General features: G+C 70.2%; 13 protein-coding genes and 1 pseudogene. 7 read left to right on the top strand and 7 right to left on the bottom strand.

Going from position 1 to position 15,418, the window contains the following annotated elements; translation table 11 throughout:
• The first annotated feature begins 67 nt into the window (after nt 1-67).
• The 5 genes from OHT77_RS33820 (at nt 68) to OHT77_RS33800 (ending at nt 5,097) form a co-directional block, all read left to right on the top strand.
• Nucleotides 68-838: a DeoR/GlpR family DNA-binding transcription regulator gene (locus tag OHT77_RS33820; protein ID WP_266767449.1), complete on the top strand. Its 771-nt coding sequence runs from the start codon at nt 68-70 to the stop codon at nt 836-838.
• 122 nt (nt 839-960) lie between these two features.
• A complete protein-coding gene (locus tag OHT77_RS33815) occupies nt 961-2,331 on the top strand; it encodes an ABC transporter substrate-binding protein (protein ID WP_328832215.1) in 1,371 nt (456 codons plus the stop codon).
• Nucleotides 2,328-3,266 (top strand): carbohydrate ABC transporter permease, encoded by a 939-nt coding sequence (locus OHT77_RS33810; protein WP_328832214.1) that lies wholly within the window; start codon nt 2,328-2,330, stop codon nt 3,264-3,266. The genes OHT77_RS33815 and OHT77_RS33810 overlap by 4 nt, the downstream gene beginning before the upstream one ends.
• Complete coding sequence (locus tag OHT77_RS33805) at nt 3,263-4,111, top strand: carbohydrate ABC transporter permease (RefSeq protein WP_328832213.1); 849 nt, start codon at nt 3,263-3,265, stop codon at nt 4,109-4,111. Before OHT77_RS33810 ends, OHT77_RS33805 begins: the two co-directional genes overlap by 4 nt.
• Complete coding sequence (locus tag OHT77_RS33800; RefSeq protein ID WP_266767455.1) at nt 4,108-5,097, top strand: zinc-dependent alcohol dehydrogenase family protein; 990 nt, start codon at nt 4,108-4,110, stop codon at nt 5,095-5,097. Before OHT77_RS33805 ends, OHT77_RS33800 begins: the two co-directional genes overlap by 4 nt.
• Before the next feature lie 64 nt (nt 5,098-5,161).
• Here OHT77_RS33800 and OHT77_RS45085 read toward each other — a convergent pair.
• From OHT77_RS45085 to OHT77_RS33765, 7 genes and pseudogenes are all read right to left on the bottom strand, one after another.
• A pseudogene (locus tag OHT77_RS45085) lies at nt 5,162-5,287 on the bottom strand (IS5/IS1182 family transposase); the annotation flags it as partial.
• Between the two features lie 368 nt (nt 5,288-5,655).
• Nucleotides 5,656-6,177, bottom strand: coding sequence for a Pycsar system effector family protein (locus tag OHT77_RS33790; RefSeq protein ID WP_328832212.1), 522 nt, complete (start codon nt 6,175-6,177; stop codon nt 5,656-5,658).
• Nucleotides 6,174-6,947, bottom strand: coding sequence for a hypothetical protein (locus OHT77_RS33785; RefSeq protein ID WP_328832211.1), 774 nt, complete (start codon nt 6,945-6,947; stop codon nt 6,174-6,176). The genes OHT77_RS33790 and OHT77_RS33785 overlap by 4 nt, the downstream gene beginning before the upstream one ends.
• The gene (locus OHT77_RS33780; RefSeq protein ID WP_328832210.1) at nt 6,944-8,329 is read right to left on the bottom strand and encodes a hypothetical protein; all 1,386 of its coding nucleotides are present in this window, start codon (nt 8,327-8,329) and stop codon (nt 6,944-6,946) included. The genes OHT77_RS33785 and OHT77_RS33780 overlap by 4 nt, the downstream gene beginning before the upstream one ends.
• A gap of 38 nt (nt 8,330-8,367) precedes the next feature.
• Entirely contained in the window at nt 8,368-8,991 is a 624-nt protein-coding gene (locus OHT77_RS33775; RefSeq protein WP_328832209.1) for a hypothetical protein, read from the bottom strand.
• Between the two features lie 97 nt (nt 8,992-9,088).
• Entirely contained in the window at nt 9,089-9,643 is a 555-nt protein-coding gene (locus tag OHT77_RS33770; RefSeq protein ID WP_328832208.1) for a hypothetical protein, read from the bottom strand.
• On the bottom strand, nt 9,640-10,656 hold the full coding sequence (locus OHT77_RS33765) for a hypothetical protein (protein WP_328832207.1): 1,017 nt from the start codon (nt 10,654-10,656) through the stop codon (nt 9,640-9,642). Before OHT77_RS33765 ends, OHT77_RS33770 begins: the two co-directional genes overlap by 4 nt.
• Before the next feature lie 254 nt (nt 10,657-10,910).
• Here OHT77_RS33765 and OHT77_RS33760 point away from each other — a divergent pair, with 254 nt between their 5' ends.
• Together OHT77_RS33760 and OHT77_RS33755 are read left to right on the top strand one after the other, a co-directional pair.
• On the top strand, nt 10,911-12,131 hold the full coding sequence (locus OHT77_RS33760; RefSeq protein ID WP_328832206.1) for a helix-turn-helix transcriptional regulator: 1,221 nt from the start codon (nt 10,911-10,913) through the stop codon (nt 12,129-12,131).
• A complete protein-coding gene (locus OHT77_RS33755; RefSeq protein ID WP_328832205.1) occupies nt 12,128-15,385 on the top strand; it encodes a toll/interleukin-1 receptor domain-containing protein in 3,258 nt (1,085 codons plus the stop codon). Before OHT77_RS33760 ends, OHT77_RS33755 begins: the two co-directional genes overlap by 4 nt.
• The last annotated feature ends 33 nt before the right edge of the window (nt 15,386-15,418 follow it).

Raw genomic sequence — 15,418 nt, 5'->3', positions numbered from 1 at the left:
CTTCCCCCAAGGGTCCCACCGGGCCCGAACGGGCAGTACCCAGGTGAGCGGGAAGGCGGTGTCGGCCATGAGCACGAGTTCGGCGGAGGAACGCCAGCGGGAGATCGTGCGGGTCGCGCGCCGCACCGGCTCGGTCGACGTCACCGCGCTCGCCGCCGAGCTGGGCGTGGCCAAGGAGACCGTACGGCGCGATCTGCGGGCCCTGGAGGACCACGGGCTGGTCCGCAGGACCCATGGCGGCGCCTACCCCGTGGAGAGCGCCGGCTTCGAGACGACGCTCGCCTTCCGCGCCACCAGCCATGTCCCCGAGAAGCGCCGGATCGCCCTCGCGGCGGCCGAGCAGCTCGGGGACGCCGAGACCGTCTTCGTCGACGAGGGCTTCACCCCCCAGCTCATCGCCGAGGCGCTGCCCAGGGACCGGCCGCTGACCGTGGTCACCGCGTCCCTGCCCGTGGCGGGCGTGCTCGCCGAGTCGGAGAACACCTCCGTGCTGCTGCTCGGCGGCCGGGTCCGGCACGGCACCCTGGCCACCGTGGACCACTGGACGACGAAGATGCTCGCCGGTTTCGTCCTCGACCTCGCCTTCATCGGCGCCAACGGCATCTCCCGCGAACACGGCCTGACCACGCCCGACCCCGCCGTCAGCGAGGTCAAGGCGCAGGCCATCCGCGCCGCCCGGCGCACCGTGTTCGCGGGGGTGCACACCAAGTTCGGGGCGGTCAGCTTCTGCAGGTTCGCCGACATCGGCGCCCTGGAGACGATCGTCACGAGCACGCTCCTCCCGTCGGCCGAAGCCCACCGCTACTCCTTGCTGGGGCCACAGGTCATCCGCGTCTAGAGCTCCCCGAGCGTCCAGAACGCCGTGTGAAATCCCAACCGAGTCACTACCAGGGCGCAGCCATGTCCGGCGACGCCTTTGTCACCCCATAAATCCAACTCCCCTTACTGCAGGAGCGATCCATGCGAACCCAGAGCCGACGACGGCCGCCGCGAGCCACGCTCGCCCTGGCCGCCGTAGGGACGCTGCTCGCCCCGCTGCTCTCCGGCTGCTGGGTCGGAGCGGGCGGCGCCGGATCCGGCGGCAACTCCATCAACGTCCTGATGGTCAACAACCCCCAGATGACCGAACTCCAGAAGCTGGCCCCGCACTTCACGAAGGAGACCGGCATCAAGGTCAACTTCACGGTGCTGCCGGAGAACGACGTCCGCGACAAGATCAGCCAGGACTTCGCCAACCAGGCCGGCCAGTACGACGTGGCGACCCTCTCCAACTACGAGATCCCGATCTACGCCCGCAACGGCTGGCTGCACGAGATGGACTCGTACGTCGCGAAGGACAAGGCCTACGACGAGCAGGACATCCTCAAGCCGATGCGGGAGTCCCTGACGGCGGACGACGGCAAGCTCTACGGGCAGCCGTTCTACGGTGAGTCGTCCTTCCTGATGTACCGCAAGGACGTGTTCGCGGCGAAGAACCTCACGATGCCCCCGCACCCCACGTGGACCCAGGTGGCCGACCTGGCCGCGAAGGTCGACGGCGCGAAGCCGGGCATGAAGGGGATCTGTCTGCGCGGGCTCCCGGGCTGGGGCGAGCTGATGGCGCCGCTGACGACGGTCGTGAACACCTTCGGCGGGACCTGGTTCGACAAGAACTGGAAGGCGCAGCTCGACTCCCCCGGCTTCGAGCAGGCGACGAAGTTCTATGTCGACCTGGTCCGCAAGCACGGCGAGTCCGGCGCGGCCCAGTCCGGCTTCGCCGAGTGCCTGAACAACATCACGCAGAGCAAGGTCGCCATGTGGTACGACGCCACCTCCGCGGCCGGTTCGCTGGAGGCCAAGGGCTCCCCGGTGAAGGGCAAGATCGGCTACGTCCCGGCGCCGGTCGAGAAGACCAAGTCCTCGGGCTGGCTGTACACGTGGGCGTGGGGCATCCAGAAGGCGTCCCACAACTCCGACAAGGCCTGGAAGTTCGTGTCCTGGGCGTCGAGCAAGCAGTACGAGCAGCTGGTCGGCGACACGGACGGCTGGTCCAACGTGCCGGCCGGGAAGCGCTCCTCGACGTACACGAACCCGGACTACGTCAAGGAGGCCGCCGCCTTCCAGGAGATGACGAAGGCCGCCATCGAGGGCGCCAAGCCCAATGACCCCGGCGTGCAGCCGCGGCCCGCGCCCGGCATCCAGTTCGTCGACATCCCCGAGTTCACCGACCTCGGTACGAAGGTCTCCCAGGAGATCAGTTCGGCCATCGCCGGACGGCAGTCCGTCGACTCGGCCCTGAAGAAGTCCCAGAAACTCGCCGAGCAGATCTCCAAGGAGTACGAGGGACGATGACCGCCACGACAACGGCCCCACTGGCCACCAGTCCGACCCGTACCGCGCGGCAGCCCTCGGACCGACTGCGCGCCTGGGCCACCCGTGCCCCGCTGCTCCCCGCCCTGGTCTTCATGATCGTCGTGACCCAACTCCCGTTCGTGGCCACGCTGGTGATCTCGTTCTTCGACTGGAACGCGCTCTACCCGAAGGCCCGGCACTTCACCGGTCTCGACAACTACCACCAGGTGCTGACCGACGCGGACCTGCGCCACTCGGTGTGGACGACCGTCCTGCTCACCGTGGCGGTGGTGCTGGCCAGCCTGGTCTTCGGGCTGCTGCTCGCGCTGCTCCTGGACCGGAAGTTCAAGGGCCGGGGTTTTGTCCGCACGCTGCTGATCGCGCCGTTCCTGGTGGTGCCGGTGGCCGCGGCCCTGCTCTGGAAGCATGTGCTCTACAACCCTGAATACGGCCTGTTCAATGGGCTGTTGCACTATGTGGGCGGCCCACAGCCGGACTGGATCTCCAACACCCCGCTGCTCGCCGTGGAAGCGTCGCTCGTGTGGCAGTGGACGCCGTTCATGATGCTGATCCTGCTGGCCGGGCTGCAGAGCCGCGACCACCAGCAGATCGAGGCCGCGAAGGTGGACGGCGCCAGCGACTGGCAGGTCTTCCGCTATCTGACGCTGCCGCACCTGCGCCGCTATCTCGAACTCGGCGCCCTGCTGGGCTCGATCTACATCGTCCAGAACTTCGACGCGGTCTTCACCATCACGTCCGGCGGCCTGGGCACCGCCAACCTGCCCTACACCGTCTACCAGAGCTTCTACCAGGCGCACGAGAACGGCCTCGCCTCGGCGGCCGGCGTCCTGGTCGTCATCGGCTCGATCATCATCGCGACCTTCGCCCTGCGGGTCGTGTCGTCCCTGTTCCGTGAGGAGGCGTCCCGCGCATGAGCAGTGTCGCCGTACGCGCGCGTGCCCGCCGCAAAGGCGCCGGCCTCGGCCTGGTGGCCTGGGTGCTCGGCATCGTGTTCTTCCTGCCCATCGCCTGGATGGCGCTGACGTCCTTCCACTCGGAGTCGGACGCGGCGACCAATCCGCCGTCCTTCGGGGCCGCCCTCACCCTGGACGGCTACCGCGACTTCTTCGGCACCGGAGGCGGCGCGAGCCCCTGGCCCGCGCTCGTCAACTCTCTGGTGGCGTCGCTCGCTTCGACGCTGTTCGTGCTGGTGCTGGCGTTCCCGGCGGCCTACGCGCTGTCGATCCGCCCGGTGAAGAAGTGGACCAACGTCCTGTTCTTCTTCCTGTCCACGAAGATGCTCCCGGTGGTGGCGGGCCTGCTGCCGATCTACCTGTTCGCGAAGAACGCCGGGATGCTCGACAACATCTGGCTCCTGGTCATCCTCTACACCTCGATGAACCTGCCGATCGCGGTGTGGATGATGCAGTCCTTCCTCGCCGAGGTCCCGGTCGCCGTCATCGAGGCGGCGCAGATCGACGGCGCCCGGCTGCCGACCATCCTCGCGCGCGTGGTCGCCCCGATCTCCCTCCCCGGTATCGCCGCGACAGCCCTCATCTGCTTCATCTTCAGCTGGAACGAGCTGCTGTTCGCCCGGGTCCTCACGGGCGTGGTCGCCGAGACCGCCCCCGTGTTCCTGACCGGCTTCATCACCAGCCAGGGCCTGTTCCTGGCGAAGGTGTGCGCCGCGTCGCTCGTCATCTCCCTGCCGGTGCTCGCCGCGGGGTTCGCCGCCCAGGACAAGCTGGTCCAGGGCCTCTCCTTGGGAGCCGTGAAATGAAGGCCGCCGTCATCGAGTCCGTGGGCCGCGCCGTCGTCACCGAGGTCCCCGACCCGACGCCCGGCCCCCGCGAGGTCGTCGTCGAGGTCGCCGCCTGCGGGCTGTGCGGCACCGATCTGCACATCCTCCAGGGCGAGTTCGCGCCCAAGCTGCCGATCGTGCCGGGCCACGAGTTCGCCGGCGAGATCGTCGCGGTCGGCACCCAGGTCACCGAGGTCTCGGTCGGCGACCAGGTGGCCGTGGACCCGTCCCTGTACTGCTTCGAGTGCCGGCAGTGCCGCAACGGCCACAACAACCTCTGCGAACGCTGGGCCGCGATCGGCGTCACCACGGCGGGCGGAGCGGCCCAGTACGCGGTCGCCCCCGTGGCGAACTGCGTGAAGCTGCCCGAGCACGTGCGCACCCAGGACGCGGCGCTCGTCGAACCCCTGTCGTGCGCGGTGCGCGGCTACGACGTCCTCAAGTCCCGCCTCGGCGCGCATGTGTTGATCTACGGCTCCGGGACCATGGGCCTGATGATGCTCGAGCTGGCCAAGCGCACCGGCGCGGCGAGCGTCGACATCGTGGACCTGAACCCGGCCCGCCTGGAGACGGCCCGCACGCTCGGGGTCTCCGGCTCGGCGGCGAACGCGGACGAGCTGGACCGGCCGCAGGGCTGGGACCTCGTGGTCGACGCGACCGGCAACGCGGCGGCGATCCAGGACGGCCTGGACCGGGTGGCGAAGGCAGGCACGTTCCTGCAGTTCGGGGTGGCCGACTACGCGACCCGGGTGTCGATCGACCCGTACCGCATCTACAACCAGGAGATCACCATCACCGGCTCCATGGCGGTGCTGCACAGCTTCGAGCGGGCGGCGGAGCTGTTCGCGAACGGCGTCCTCGACCCGGAGATCTTCATCAGCGACCGGATCGAGCTGGAGCGGTATCCGCAGGCGCTGGAGCAGTTCGCGGCGGGGGTGGGGCGGAAGATCGTGGTGATTCCCTGAGCGCTCCCCCGTAAATGATCTTCGCATAGTGCGAGCAGCGCCCTGCTCTGTACGGTCCGTTCGCTTACTCGGCGAGAGGGAGGTTCTGCCGACGGGTGATGCCCTGCATGACGTCGCGAACACCGTCTCCCGTCGGGCAGGAGTCGCACAAGATCTTCCAGGTCTCCATGCGAGCAAAGACATGCTCGACGCCGTCGGTGATGGTGGGCGCGCCACCGACGGCGGACTTGGCGCAAGGTTCGTTCTGGTTGCCGGGAGGGTGAGGACCGATCACACGCTCGATGCCGATCAAGACCCAGCAACACTCCCGTGTCGCGAGCTGTGCATCGCGGTGCCCGGGCGGTCGGACCCGGGTTCGACGTCCGACCCGGTGCAGTGCTCGCGCAGACCAGCGCGCACGTTCGCCACCGTCGGACCGTCGACCAAGTGCCGGGGGCAGGTGGGCGATCCACCGTTGCAGGTCGGTCAGGACGAGCGCCGGGCGCGCTCGTGTCATTCGAGCCCCAGGACGGATCAGCGGTTGCCGGCACCTCGGCGTGGGGGGGCGGATCCCGCTGTTTATCTGATCAGGCTCACCAGCAGGGCGACGGCGCAGAGCACGGCCGCCGTGCCGAACAGGAGCAGCGCGCGCCGGATGAGGTCGTACTTGGTGGCGGCGATTCTCGACACCTCGTAGATCTGGTCGACGAGGGAGGCGCCCGGGGTCCGTAGCGTCCATACGAGCCGGTCCTCCAGCAACTCCTTGGGGCGGGCGACGACATCACCGAAGTAGCCCACCAGGTGCGCCGTGGCCGCCGTGGTGCGGCGGGTACGGGGACAGACGGCCCAGCCGAGGAGCGTCACCCCTGCCACCGCCGCGCACAGGCCCGCCCACCACAGCCAGGCGGCGGCGTCGGTCACGGGCCGGGCGTACACCCGGCCCGTGAGCGCCGTGGAGAGGGCCGCCCCGAGCGCGACCCCCGCCCCGGCCAGCAGCAGGGACGCTTTGGCATCGGCCTGCCGGACCTCGTCGCGGGCATCGGCCAGCAGGCGGCCCGCGTAGGCGCGGAACTCCGCGCTATCCGGTCCCGGGCCGGTCACCGCGGGTCCGGGGAGCCGGTGTCCAGGGCGGCTGAGCCAGGCGCGGCCGAGTCCGCGGCAGCGATGAATTGACGGCGCATCAGCTCCTGTTCTCCGTCGCTCACCACGCGTCGAAGACTGACCGAGGAACCCCCGCCCGGCTGGCCGAGCAGGACGTCGGCAGCCCCGGGGACCGGCAGGCTCAACACTGCCAGTGTGGCGCAGAAGCGGTTGCGCGCGATGGGCGTGGCGTGAAACGTGTGCACCGGGACCTCGTGCCAGGTCCCGGCCGGGAAACGGGCGGCGCGCAGGGTGGGGACCACGTCGAGGTCTTCACCGGTCTCGTACAGCTCGTCCTTGCCCATCACCCCCGTCGGCCGGACCTGGTAGACGCGCAGGCGGCGCGCGCCGGGCGGCACCTCGCGCGGGTCATGCCGGCTCGGGTCGACGGCCCCGTACTGCGACTCCCGGTACTCGCCCGCCAGGACGCGGGAGTACAGGTTGAAGCAGTGCTGATGGATGGACGGGTGGCTCGGCAAGCCCCGGCGGAGCCCGTCCGGCCAGAAGTGGACACGGACGAGGCCCAGCGCCGGCACTTGGGCGATCTCGAAAGTCGCGAAGCCGGTGGGGTGCCACAGCCCGCGGCCCAGTCGGCCCGCCCGGATCGCGGCCACCGTGCCGGCCAGCAGGTCCCCGGTCGCAGTGGCAGCCTCGTCAAGGAAGCGCAGGTGCGCGGGCTCCTGGCCTGGTCCGGATATGGCCGTGGGTTCGTCGGCCGGAGTCGGGGTCACGGCGTCTCCCCCACCGGGGACGGCCGCTCGGCCTCCGCCGCGCGCACCTCGTACACGAAGGCATCGCCCTCGTACTCCTTGGCGGTCAGGGTTGTCTCGCCGAGTGCCGTCCAGCCGCCGAACGGCGCCCCCGACTCCGAGGGTTTCACCTGCTCCGCGAGCTGCTCGCTCACCGCTATCAGATGCGATCGCCGAGGAAGGGACGCGAACATGGGTGTACTCCTCTCCTTCGAGGCCGTCGCCAGCCCCTGTTCCAGCCGCACCGCCTCAATCACCGCGGTTCCGTCGAAGGCGGCGGCAAAACTGCGGGTGCCGGCGATCCGGCCGTAGCTGTAGTCGCCCTGGTGAAGCACCATGCGTGTGCCCACGCGTTTCTCGGGCGCGCGTATGGAGCCGTTGAGCCGCTCGATGAGGCCCACGAGGGCCTCCCAGCGAGTGACGATGTTCGTGATCAGCGCCGTGGTGTTCGTGAACGCCCGCTCGGGGAAGGCGGCCACGAATCCGTCGCCCGCGAACTGGGCCTGGGTGGTCCCGAGGTCGCCAAGCATGGTGTGCAGTTCGTGCGCGACCCGTCTGCGGAACTCGTCCTGTGCCCGGTCCGCCGTGGTGGAGAAGGTGTGCATGTGCTCGAACGCGTACCGCAGCGCGGTTCCGTATCCGGCGAGGTCCACCACGCACAGCACACCGCGCTCCTCGCGGTGGAACAGCTCCGGCGGTACGTCGAGGCCTTCCTCACTGATGGCGAGCCGGCGCATCTCCTCCTGGAGGACGTGCTCGATGTTGCTCATCAGCGGCTTGCCGAGGAACCAACGCTCACTGCGGCCGTGCTCCTCGCCGGGACGCACCTCCGTCGCCGTCAAATACCCGCCAAGCGGCAGGAAGACGTAGCCGCGCCGCTGCTCGGGATCGGCGAGGTTGCGGGAACTGGAAGCGTCCACGCCCACCAGGCCGTGCCGAAGGATGTAGTACGCCTTCACCGTGCTCGGGGAGCGCGGGGACACCTTCAGCTCCAGGAAGGGGCTGCGGGACCGGAGCTGGGTGTCTCTCAGGCCCATCTGGTAGGCGAGATGGTTTAGGTCCCGCTCGATGTCGATGCGGCCCGCTGCCTCGGTGGCGAGCCGCATCAGGGACCCGGCCGTCGTGGGGGGAGAGAACTCGATCGGGACCGGGTAGGCGACGAACGGCGGCGCCCAGTACCCCTCGTCGTGCGGCGGGCTGTTGTGCTGTCCGGCGAGCGGATAGCTCGGGTGGACGAGCATCAGGTGGTGGTCGTCCTGCCAGGCGACGGCGATCTCCAGCGTCGAGATGATCCACACCTGTGACGGGGTCACCGGGAGCGGCATCTTCCCCGGGCTCTCGTCGGTCAGGACCTGGTAGGTCATCTACTCACCCTTTGTTCATCCTCACGGCCCGCCTGGGGTCAGATGCTGGACCGGATGGCAGGAAGCGCGTCCGCCACGTTGGACGACACCTTGCGGCCGAACGGCGTCTCGGACCGGGCGAGTTCCTCCGCCAGCCGGGACGGTTCGATCCACACGTGCGGCAGCTCCAGATCGAGCGCCGCGACGCTGTTGAGGAAGTAGCTGAACTCGTAGGCGGTGTAACTGTTCGACGTCTTGGAGAACTTGAGGGAGTAGTTCGTGTAGAACGGTGTCCCGCTCCACGTGCCGTTCAGGTCGGCGATGACGTTGTTCACCCCGGTCTGGATGGCCGACACGTAGGCGTCCTGGCGGCCGACGCGCAGATGCTCCAGGGCCTCGGAGAGTGCGCGGAACGTGGATCCCTCGGTGAGGGCCAGGACCGAGCTGGTTCCGGCGTCCGGGGCAGCGGCCAGTTCGTCGCGGGTGAGGATGAGCGACGCGTAGGGGAACATCCAGGTGTCCCAGGTGCCGGCCGGGTGCGGGTCCACCACGAGGATCTCCTTGGCACTGTTGACGACCACCTGGGGGGCGGTCAGCGCGTAACGCTGGGGCACGACAGCGGCGTCCAGGCGTTCATCGTTGAGGTCCGAGTCCTGGTCCCAGGAATAGTCGGCGTTGGTCATGGGGTCCTCTCTCTGCTTTCTGCTGATGTCTCCGAGGACCGCGACGGTGTTCGCATTCTGCGATTCCCGCTCTGCGGTCTGCGAGGGCGGTCGCACTCTAGGGTCCTCGGAGGCGTTCGATCTCCCGCCGGACACGGGTCTGCGCCCGGGAGAGGAAGACATCGGTCGGCCGGAAATCGGGGTTGCCGGTGTGCCGGAACAAGGGGGTGTGGGTGCGCGCCGAGCCGGACGGCGTGACCTCGGTGAGCGGCACGGGCGATCCTGCCGGAGGCGGATGGGTCTCGGCGGTCAGCACCGAGACCCATACTGTGCCCATACCCTCCTGAAGGGCGGCCAGGCAACGGTGGACCCCGTCGAGGATCAGCAACCCGTTCGGGTGACGCTCGACCAGCGGGCCGAGCAGCAGTGTGCCCTCCGGCGGTGGGCCGGTGAGGACGGGCCGGTACGGGGCCATCCCCGCGTGGGTGAACGCACTCAGAAGTGCCTGGGCCGACCTGTAGGAGTCGGGCGCAACCAGCTCGATCACGCTGTTGAGCGAACGGAGGGCGACCCGTTCACACGTCACGTCCACCGCCCCGAAGCGGTCGCCCCAGCTGTCGGCCACGGCTTGTCGCCAGGCCCGCGCGGCCAGATCAAGGGAGAGCGGAGTCATCGGCGGTCCGCCGTCGGCTCGGGGTGGCCGGGGAACCGCCAGGGCGAACCGTCCAGCCGTGAGTCCGCCCCGTCCACCACCGAGAGGGCCACCAAGTCGCCTGCCGGGGTGGCGAGATGGCAGAGGTCCCCGGTGAACGTGCCCCGGTCGCCGCGGTGGAAATCCCCGCGGTCACGCATGTGGCTGACGAGGACCGGGAGTCGGCGAGCCACCTCACCGGGCAGGGCAACCGACACCTGTTCGGGGACGATGCCGAGCAGGGTCGGCAGATATGCGCCGTGCGAGTCGGCCACCACCCGGCCGCTCACCGTCACGTCCCGCAGCAGCGTGCGGGCGGCGGTGAGGCCGGTGAGGGGCGCGTCGGCTGGATCCTCGTAGCGAAAGAAGGGACACAGGATGCCCGCGCCGGTGCGCAGCCGGATCCGCCAGTCCTTGCCGTGCTCGCGCAGACGGGCCTCGGGGTGGGCGCGGCCGTGGGCCGACAGTCGCCGGGTGATACGGACGGCTGTCTCCGGGCCCACGTCGAACACCACGTCGTAGTCGTGCATGCTCCGCACTGTGGGGTCCCGGAGCAGCAGGCGGGCCGATCCCGTAAGTCCGAGCGGACCGGCGGGCAGCGCGTCACTCAGGACACGGGCCAGTTCGGCGAGATGGGACTCGGCGTAGCGGCGCAGGAAGGAGCCAGGCACCGTGTCGGTGCGCGGGTCGACGGCGGCGGATAGGTGCAGGTCGACCTGGGAGAGCGGCACGATCGACTTCGCCGAGAACGGGTGCGCGTGGTCGAAGCAGGTGCCCGTCGGAAAGCGGACCAGTTCCCGCTCCCGCTCGGACATCCCCCGCCCGTCCGCCACGTACGCCTTGCGGTACCGGGACCCGAACAGCGCGTACCCGCCCGCCGTGGACGGCACGAAGGCCAGTTCCCCGACCAGGTGTCCTGGCGGGTGGCAGTGACCGTGCACCGCCAGGATCCGGCCGTCCTTCAGTAAGACGTAGTCCTGGTCCCGGATGAGCATCCTGTTCCCCTCAGCGCCGTCCGGGCGCCGTGCTGCCCGGAGTCCGTACTCCCGCTCGCATGCCACCTGCGCCTTTCGCCGTGTCAGAGGAGATCCCGGCCGATGATCGGTCTCCGGCGTCCCGCGGGTTCCCGCCCCGGCGACCCGCCGTCCGTGATCGACAGTCCTCCTAGGATGGGGCGTTACCCCACGCGTAGCCAGGGGTTGCCCGCTAGCCTTGTCATTCGGCAACAGGCAAGACCTTGGAGCGCACCGTGGATTCTTTCGGCACGCGACTGCGCCGGTACCGGGGCGAACGGCAGTGGTCCCTGTCGGATCTCTCCGCGCGGACGCACTACTCCCCGGGACACCTGAGCAAGGTGGAGAACGACCTGCGCATGCCGACCCGGGAACTGGCGGCTAGTTGTGACGCGGCGCTGGGCGCCCGGGGCCAACTCCTCGCGGCGCTGGGCGCAGGCCGGACCGACGACACGGCGCGAGGCACTGGCGGGTCCGCAGGGTCGGCGCCCCAGGCGGCGCGACCCGACGAGGCAGCCCTGCCCGCACTGCCCGCCACCCTGTCCGACGGCGCGGCCGCACCGGTCGTCGCGGCGCTGACCACCGTCCTGGACGGACTGCGGGCCACCGCGCAGAGCGCCGGCCCCGGGGCCGTGCTGGAGAGCGCGGCCGCACAGGTGCGGGCCCTGCGCAGCATGGCGACGCACACCCGCGACCCCGATTCCGGACACCTGCTCTCCCTGGCCGGCCGCTACGCGGAGTTCGTCGCCTGGATGTGCCAGGAGGCCGACGACGAACGGTCCGCCCTCAGTTGGGCGCGCACCACGGCCTCCCTCGCCCGGCACGTCGGCTCACCGGACATAGAGGCCAACGCCGTCCTGCGGCGCTCCCTGCTCGCCCTCTACTGCGACGACGGCGCCGCCACCGTCGAACTCGCCTCCGCCGCAGCCGACTTCACGTCCTCCTCGGCCACCCGGGTACGGGCTCTTCTTCGCTTGGCCCAGGGCCACGCCCTCAGCGGCGACGACCTCCGCTGTCGCCGAGCGCTCGACGACGCCTTCAGCCTTCTCTCCGGCACCAGTTACGCCGCCGGCCATGGGAGCGGTCACTACGGCACCCGGCACGTCGCGGATCCCGCCGCCATGGCAAGGGGCTGGTGCCTCCAAGTGCTCGGCCACCACGACGAGGCGCTCGGCCTGCTGAGCGCCGAAGCGCGGCGCATCCCGGCCCACGCGCACCGGGCACGGGCCCGATTCGAGGTCAGAGTCGCGCTCGCCGCGCTCGGCACCAACGACGTCGACCGCGCCTGCGCCACCCTTCGTGACGTCCTCACGGTCGCGCCAGGCCTCGACTCCGCTACCCTGCGCACCGATCTGCGCGGCTGTGTCCGGGCCCTGTCTCGGCACCGTCGGCACCCGGCCGTCGCGGAGCTGCTTCCCGTCGTCACCCGCCAGGCGTCCCGCCGTGCGGCCGCATGACCACACCCGTGCCCACCGGCATCTTCGTCAACTACCGGGTGGGCGACTGCGAGACGGAGGCAGCGCTGCTGCACCGCCTGCTGGCCGACCAGTTCGGCGACGAGCAAGTGTTCTTCGCCAGCAGCTCCATTCAACTGTCCGCCGACTTCACCGAGGCCATCCCCGAGGGCCTTACCCGCTCCTCCGTCCTGATCGCCCTGATCGGGCCGGAGTGGCTGACTGTCACCGACGCCCACGGCACCCCGCGAATCCAGTTGAAGGAGGACTGGGTCCGCCGCGAACTCGCCCACGCCTTCCAGCACGGGATCCATGTCATCCCCGTCCTGGTCGACCGGGGACGGCGCATCCGTATGCCCTCAGCCGCTGAACTGCCGGACGATCTCGCCAGACTGGAACGCTGCCAGTACCTACGGATGCACTACCAGAGCCTGCAACTGGAGCGCCTCTTCGAAGAGCTCGCGGACCTGACCCCCCAGACCTTCGCCCACCGTGTCCTGCTGCCTGCCGAGGAACTGCCCCCCGAGCCCGTCCCCAGCATGCTGCTGCGCGCCGAGTACGGCGTCGTCCCCTTCCACGGCCGGGAAACCGAGCAGGAGGACATTCACGCCTGGTGCGAGGAACCGGCGGGATCTGCTGTACGTCTGATCACCGGACCCGGCGGCCAGGGCAAGACCCGTCTCGCTCTGCACCTGTGCCGCCGGGCCACCGAGCGAGGTTGGTTGGCGGGGTTCGTCGACGAGTCCTGCGCGCCGGACGACCTCGCCGTGCTGGCCCGGTGCACGGCGCCGCTCCTGCTGGTCCTCGACTATGCCGAGGCCCGCGCCGAGCAGCTGCTCGTCCTCGCCGCCGAGTGTGTGCGCCGCGACGCCGACGCCGGGCCGGTGCGTCTGCTGCTACTCAGCCGAGCCGGCGGGGAGTGGCAGCGCCCGCTCGCCGAGTACGCCGACGACCGGGTCGCCCTCCTGTTCGCCTCCATGACGGAACGTCGACTCGCGCCGCTGGTGCCGTCCGAGGAGCGGCGGCAGGCCGAGTTCGTCGGCGCTGCCCAGGAGTTCTCGGCCCACCTGGCCGGCACCCGCCCCGAGGCCGCTGTGGTCCCCGCCGACCTATGCGCCGCCCGCTACGACCGGATCCTGGACGTGCACGCCGCCGCCGTGGTCGCGCTGCTCGAACAGGACAACCCGCTGGGCAGTGCTCCTTCGGCCTCACCCGACCCGGTGGCCCGGGTGCTGGCCCACGAACGCCGTTACTGGAGACGGCTGCTGGCGGTCCACGGGCTCCCCGAGGACACTTCGCTGCACGCGGACACACTCATCGCGGTCGCAACCCTCTTCGGGGCCGGCACCGAAGACAGGGCGCTCGCCCTGCTGTCGGACACCCCCACCTTCGAGGGCGCGTCCGTGTCGCTGCGGCGCCGCCATCTGCGCTGGGCCTCGGCGGTCCTCCAGGGCGGCCCAGGACTCCACCCGCTGCGCCCCGACCGGCTCGGCGAGGAGCATGTCTCACACGTCCTGGCCTCCCTACCCGAGGTGGCCACCGCCCCCTTGCCGGGACTGGACGACGGCCAGGCTCGCCGGGCTCTGACCGTCCTCGGCCGTGCCGCCGTACGCCACCCGGTCGCCGCCAGCGCCGTCACCGCACTGCTCACCCACGACATCAACCGCATGCTCCCCCTGAGCATGGAGGTCGCACCCCAGCTGGAGAATCCGCGCGTCTTCGCGCGGACCCTGCTGGACGGTCTCCAGGCGCACCACGACGACCACACCGTGCGTCTGGTCCTCGCCCACCTGCCCGACGAAAGCGTCGCCCTCGCGGACCTGGCGGTGCTCGCCAGCGAACTCACCCTGGACAACGCCAAGCGGCACGCGTCCGTCAACCCGGCTGCCACCGCTCGCCTGTTGTTGCGCTACACCTACCATCTCAAGAGCAGCGGGCGCCGCCGGGAGGGCCTGCGCGCGGCCGAGGAAGCGGTCGGGCTCTTCGAGCAGCTCGCGGCGGACAGCCGCCAGACACATCTGGCCGACCTCGGCCGCGCTCTGCACAGCCTCGCCGTCATGCTCGACGAGACGGGCGAGCGGGAGCGCGGCCTGCGCACGATCCGCCGCGCCGTCGAGGTGCGGAAGGAACTGTGCGAGCAGAGCGACGTCTACCTGCCCGAGCTGGCGCTCTCGCTCGATGTCCTCGGCGCCGACCTCACCGAACGGGGCCACGGAACCGAGGGTCTCGCTGCCGGCCGGGAGGCCGTACAGATCTTCGAAGGACTCGCCTCCGAACGCCCGGTGTTGTACGAGCCGCAACTGGCCACCGCCCTCAATAACCTGGCGCTCCAGTGGGAACGCTTCGGCGAGCCCGGCGAGGCATGCGCGGCGTCCTCGCGCTGTGTGGTCGTGCTGCGCCGCCTGTCCGACCAGAACCCCGACGCGCACTTGACCAAGTACGCCGAAGCACTGAACCATTACGCCTCCGCGCTGGCCAGGGCGGGCCGGCCCGAGGAGGCGCTCGCCTCCGTCGTGGAGGCGGTAGAACTGCTGCGCGTCCTCGTCGAGACGGACCCGGGACTCACCGAGGACGCCTCCAACCCGAGCGTCCGGCTGGCCTCGGCGCTCGTCAACTTGTCTATCGTGCAGTCCGCGAACGGCCTGCACGCCGAGGCGCTCACCTCAGCGGTGGAGGCAGTTGAGGCCCACCGGCGCCTGGCCGAGGCCCTGCACGGCGTCTACCGGCCGCGCCTGGCCGTCGCGCTCACCACGCTGGCCGCCCGGCACGGCTCGGCAGGCAACCTGAAGGAGGCGCTAGCGGCGGCCGTCGAGGCGGTCCGTATCCGGCGGTCCGATCCGGAGGGCCGCTCAGCGGACCTCGCGCACGCGTTGGGCAACCTCGCGGCACTGCTCGCGCAGGCGAAGCAGTGGCCGTACGCCGAGCAGACCGCCGCCGACGCGGTGGCGGTCTACCGCTCGCTCGGGGAACTCAACGAGCAGGCGCACGTCGAGTCGCTGGCGTGGGTGCTCCACACCCGCGCCGCTGCGGCGAGTCACGTCGAAGGAGCCACCGACCGCATGATCGAGGCCATTGACGCTTCCGTGGAGCTGCGGCGCGCGCAGGCCGCGACGCTCGGAGGCCGCCACGAAGCGACGCTGACCAGTGCCCTGTTCGCCCAGGCTGTCCTGCACGAACGGGCCGGCCTGCCCGACGCCCCAGTGATCCACGCCGAGGCGACGAAGCGACGGGACGATCTCCAGAAGCCCACGCCCTAAGGCTCATCCCGTTGTACCTCGTCACGGATGAGA

The organism is Streptomyces sp. NBC_00252, from assembly GCF_036187565.1.
Lineage (GTDB): Bacteria > Actinomycetota > Actinomycetes > Streptomycetales > Streptomycetaceae > Streptomyces.
This window is presented reverse-complemented; position numbering and strand designations above follow the sequence as displayed.

Bases quoted from the DNA above. Each gene is read 5' to 3' on its own strand.
- OHT77_RS33820 (WP_266767449.1), top strand. From the start codon at position 68: ATGAGCACGAGTTCGGCGGAGGAACGCCAGCGGGAGATCGTGCGGGTC.
- OHT77_RS33815 (WP_328832215.1), top strand. From the start codon at position 961: ATGCGAACCCAGAGCCGACGACGGCCGCCGCGAGCCACGCTCGCCCTG.
- OHT77_RS33810 (WP_328832214.1), top strand. From the start codon at position 2,328: ATGACCGCCACGACAACGGCCCCACTGGCCACCAGTCCGACCCGTACC.
- OHT77_RS33805 (WP_328832213.1), top strand. From the start codon at position 3,263: ATGAGCAGTGTCGCCGTACGCGCGCGTGCCCGCCGCAAAGGCGCCGGC.
- OHT77_RS33800 (WP_266767455.1), top strand. From the start codon at position 4,108: ATGAAGGCCGCCGTCATCGAGTCCGTGGGCCGCGCCGTCGTCACCGAG.
- OHT77_RS33780 (WP_328832210.1), bottom strand. From the start codon at position 8,329: ATGACCTACCAGGTCCTGACCGACGAGAGCCCGGGGAAGATGCCGCTC.
- OHT77_RS33775 (WP_328832209.1), bottom strand. From the start codon at position 8,991: ATGACCAACGCCGACTATTCCTGGGACCAGGACTCGGACCTCAACGAT.
- OHT77_RS33770 (WP_328832208.1), bottom strand. From the start codon at position 9,643: ATGACTCCGCTCTCCCTTGATCTGGCCGCGCGGGCCTGGCGACAAGCC.
- OHT77_RS33765 (WP_328832207.1), bottom strand. From the start codon at position 10,656: ATGCTCATCCGGGACCAGGACTACGTCTTACTGAAGGACGGCCGGATC.
- OHT77_RS33755 (WP_328832205.1), top strand. From the start codon at position 12,128: ATGACCACACCCGTGCCCACCGGCATCTTCGTCAACTACCGGGTGGGC.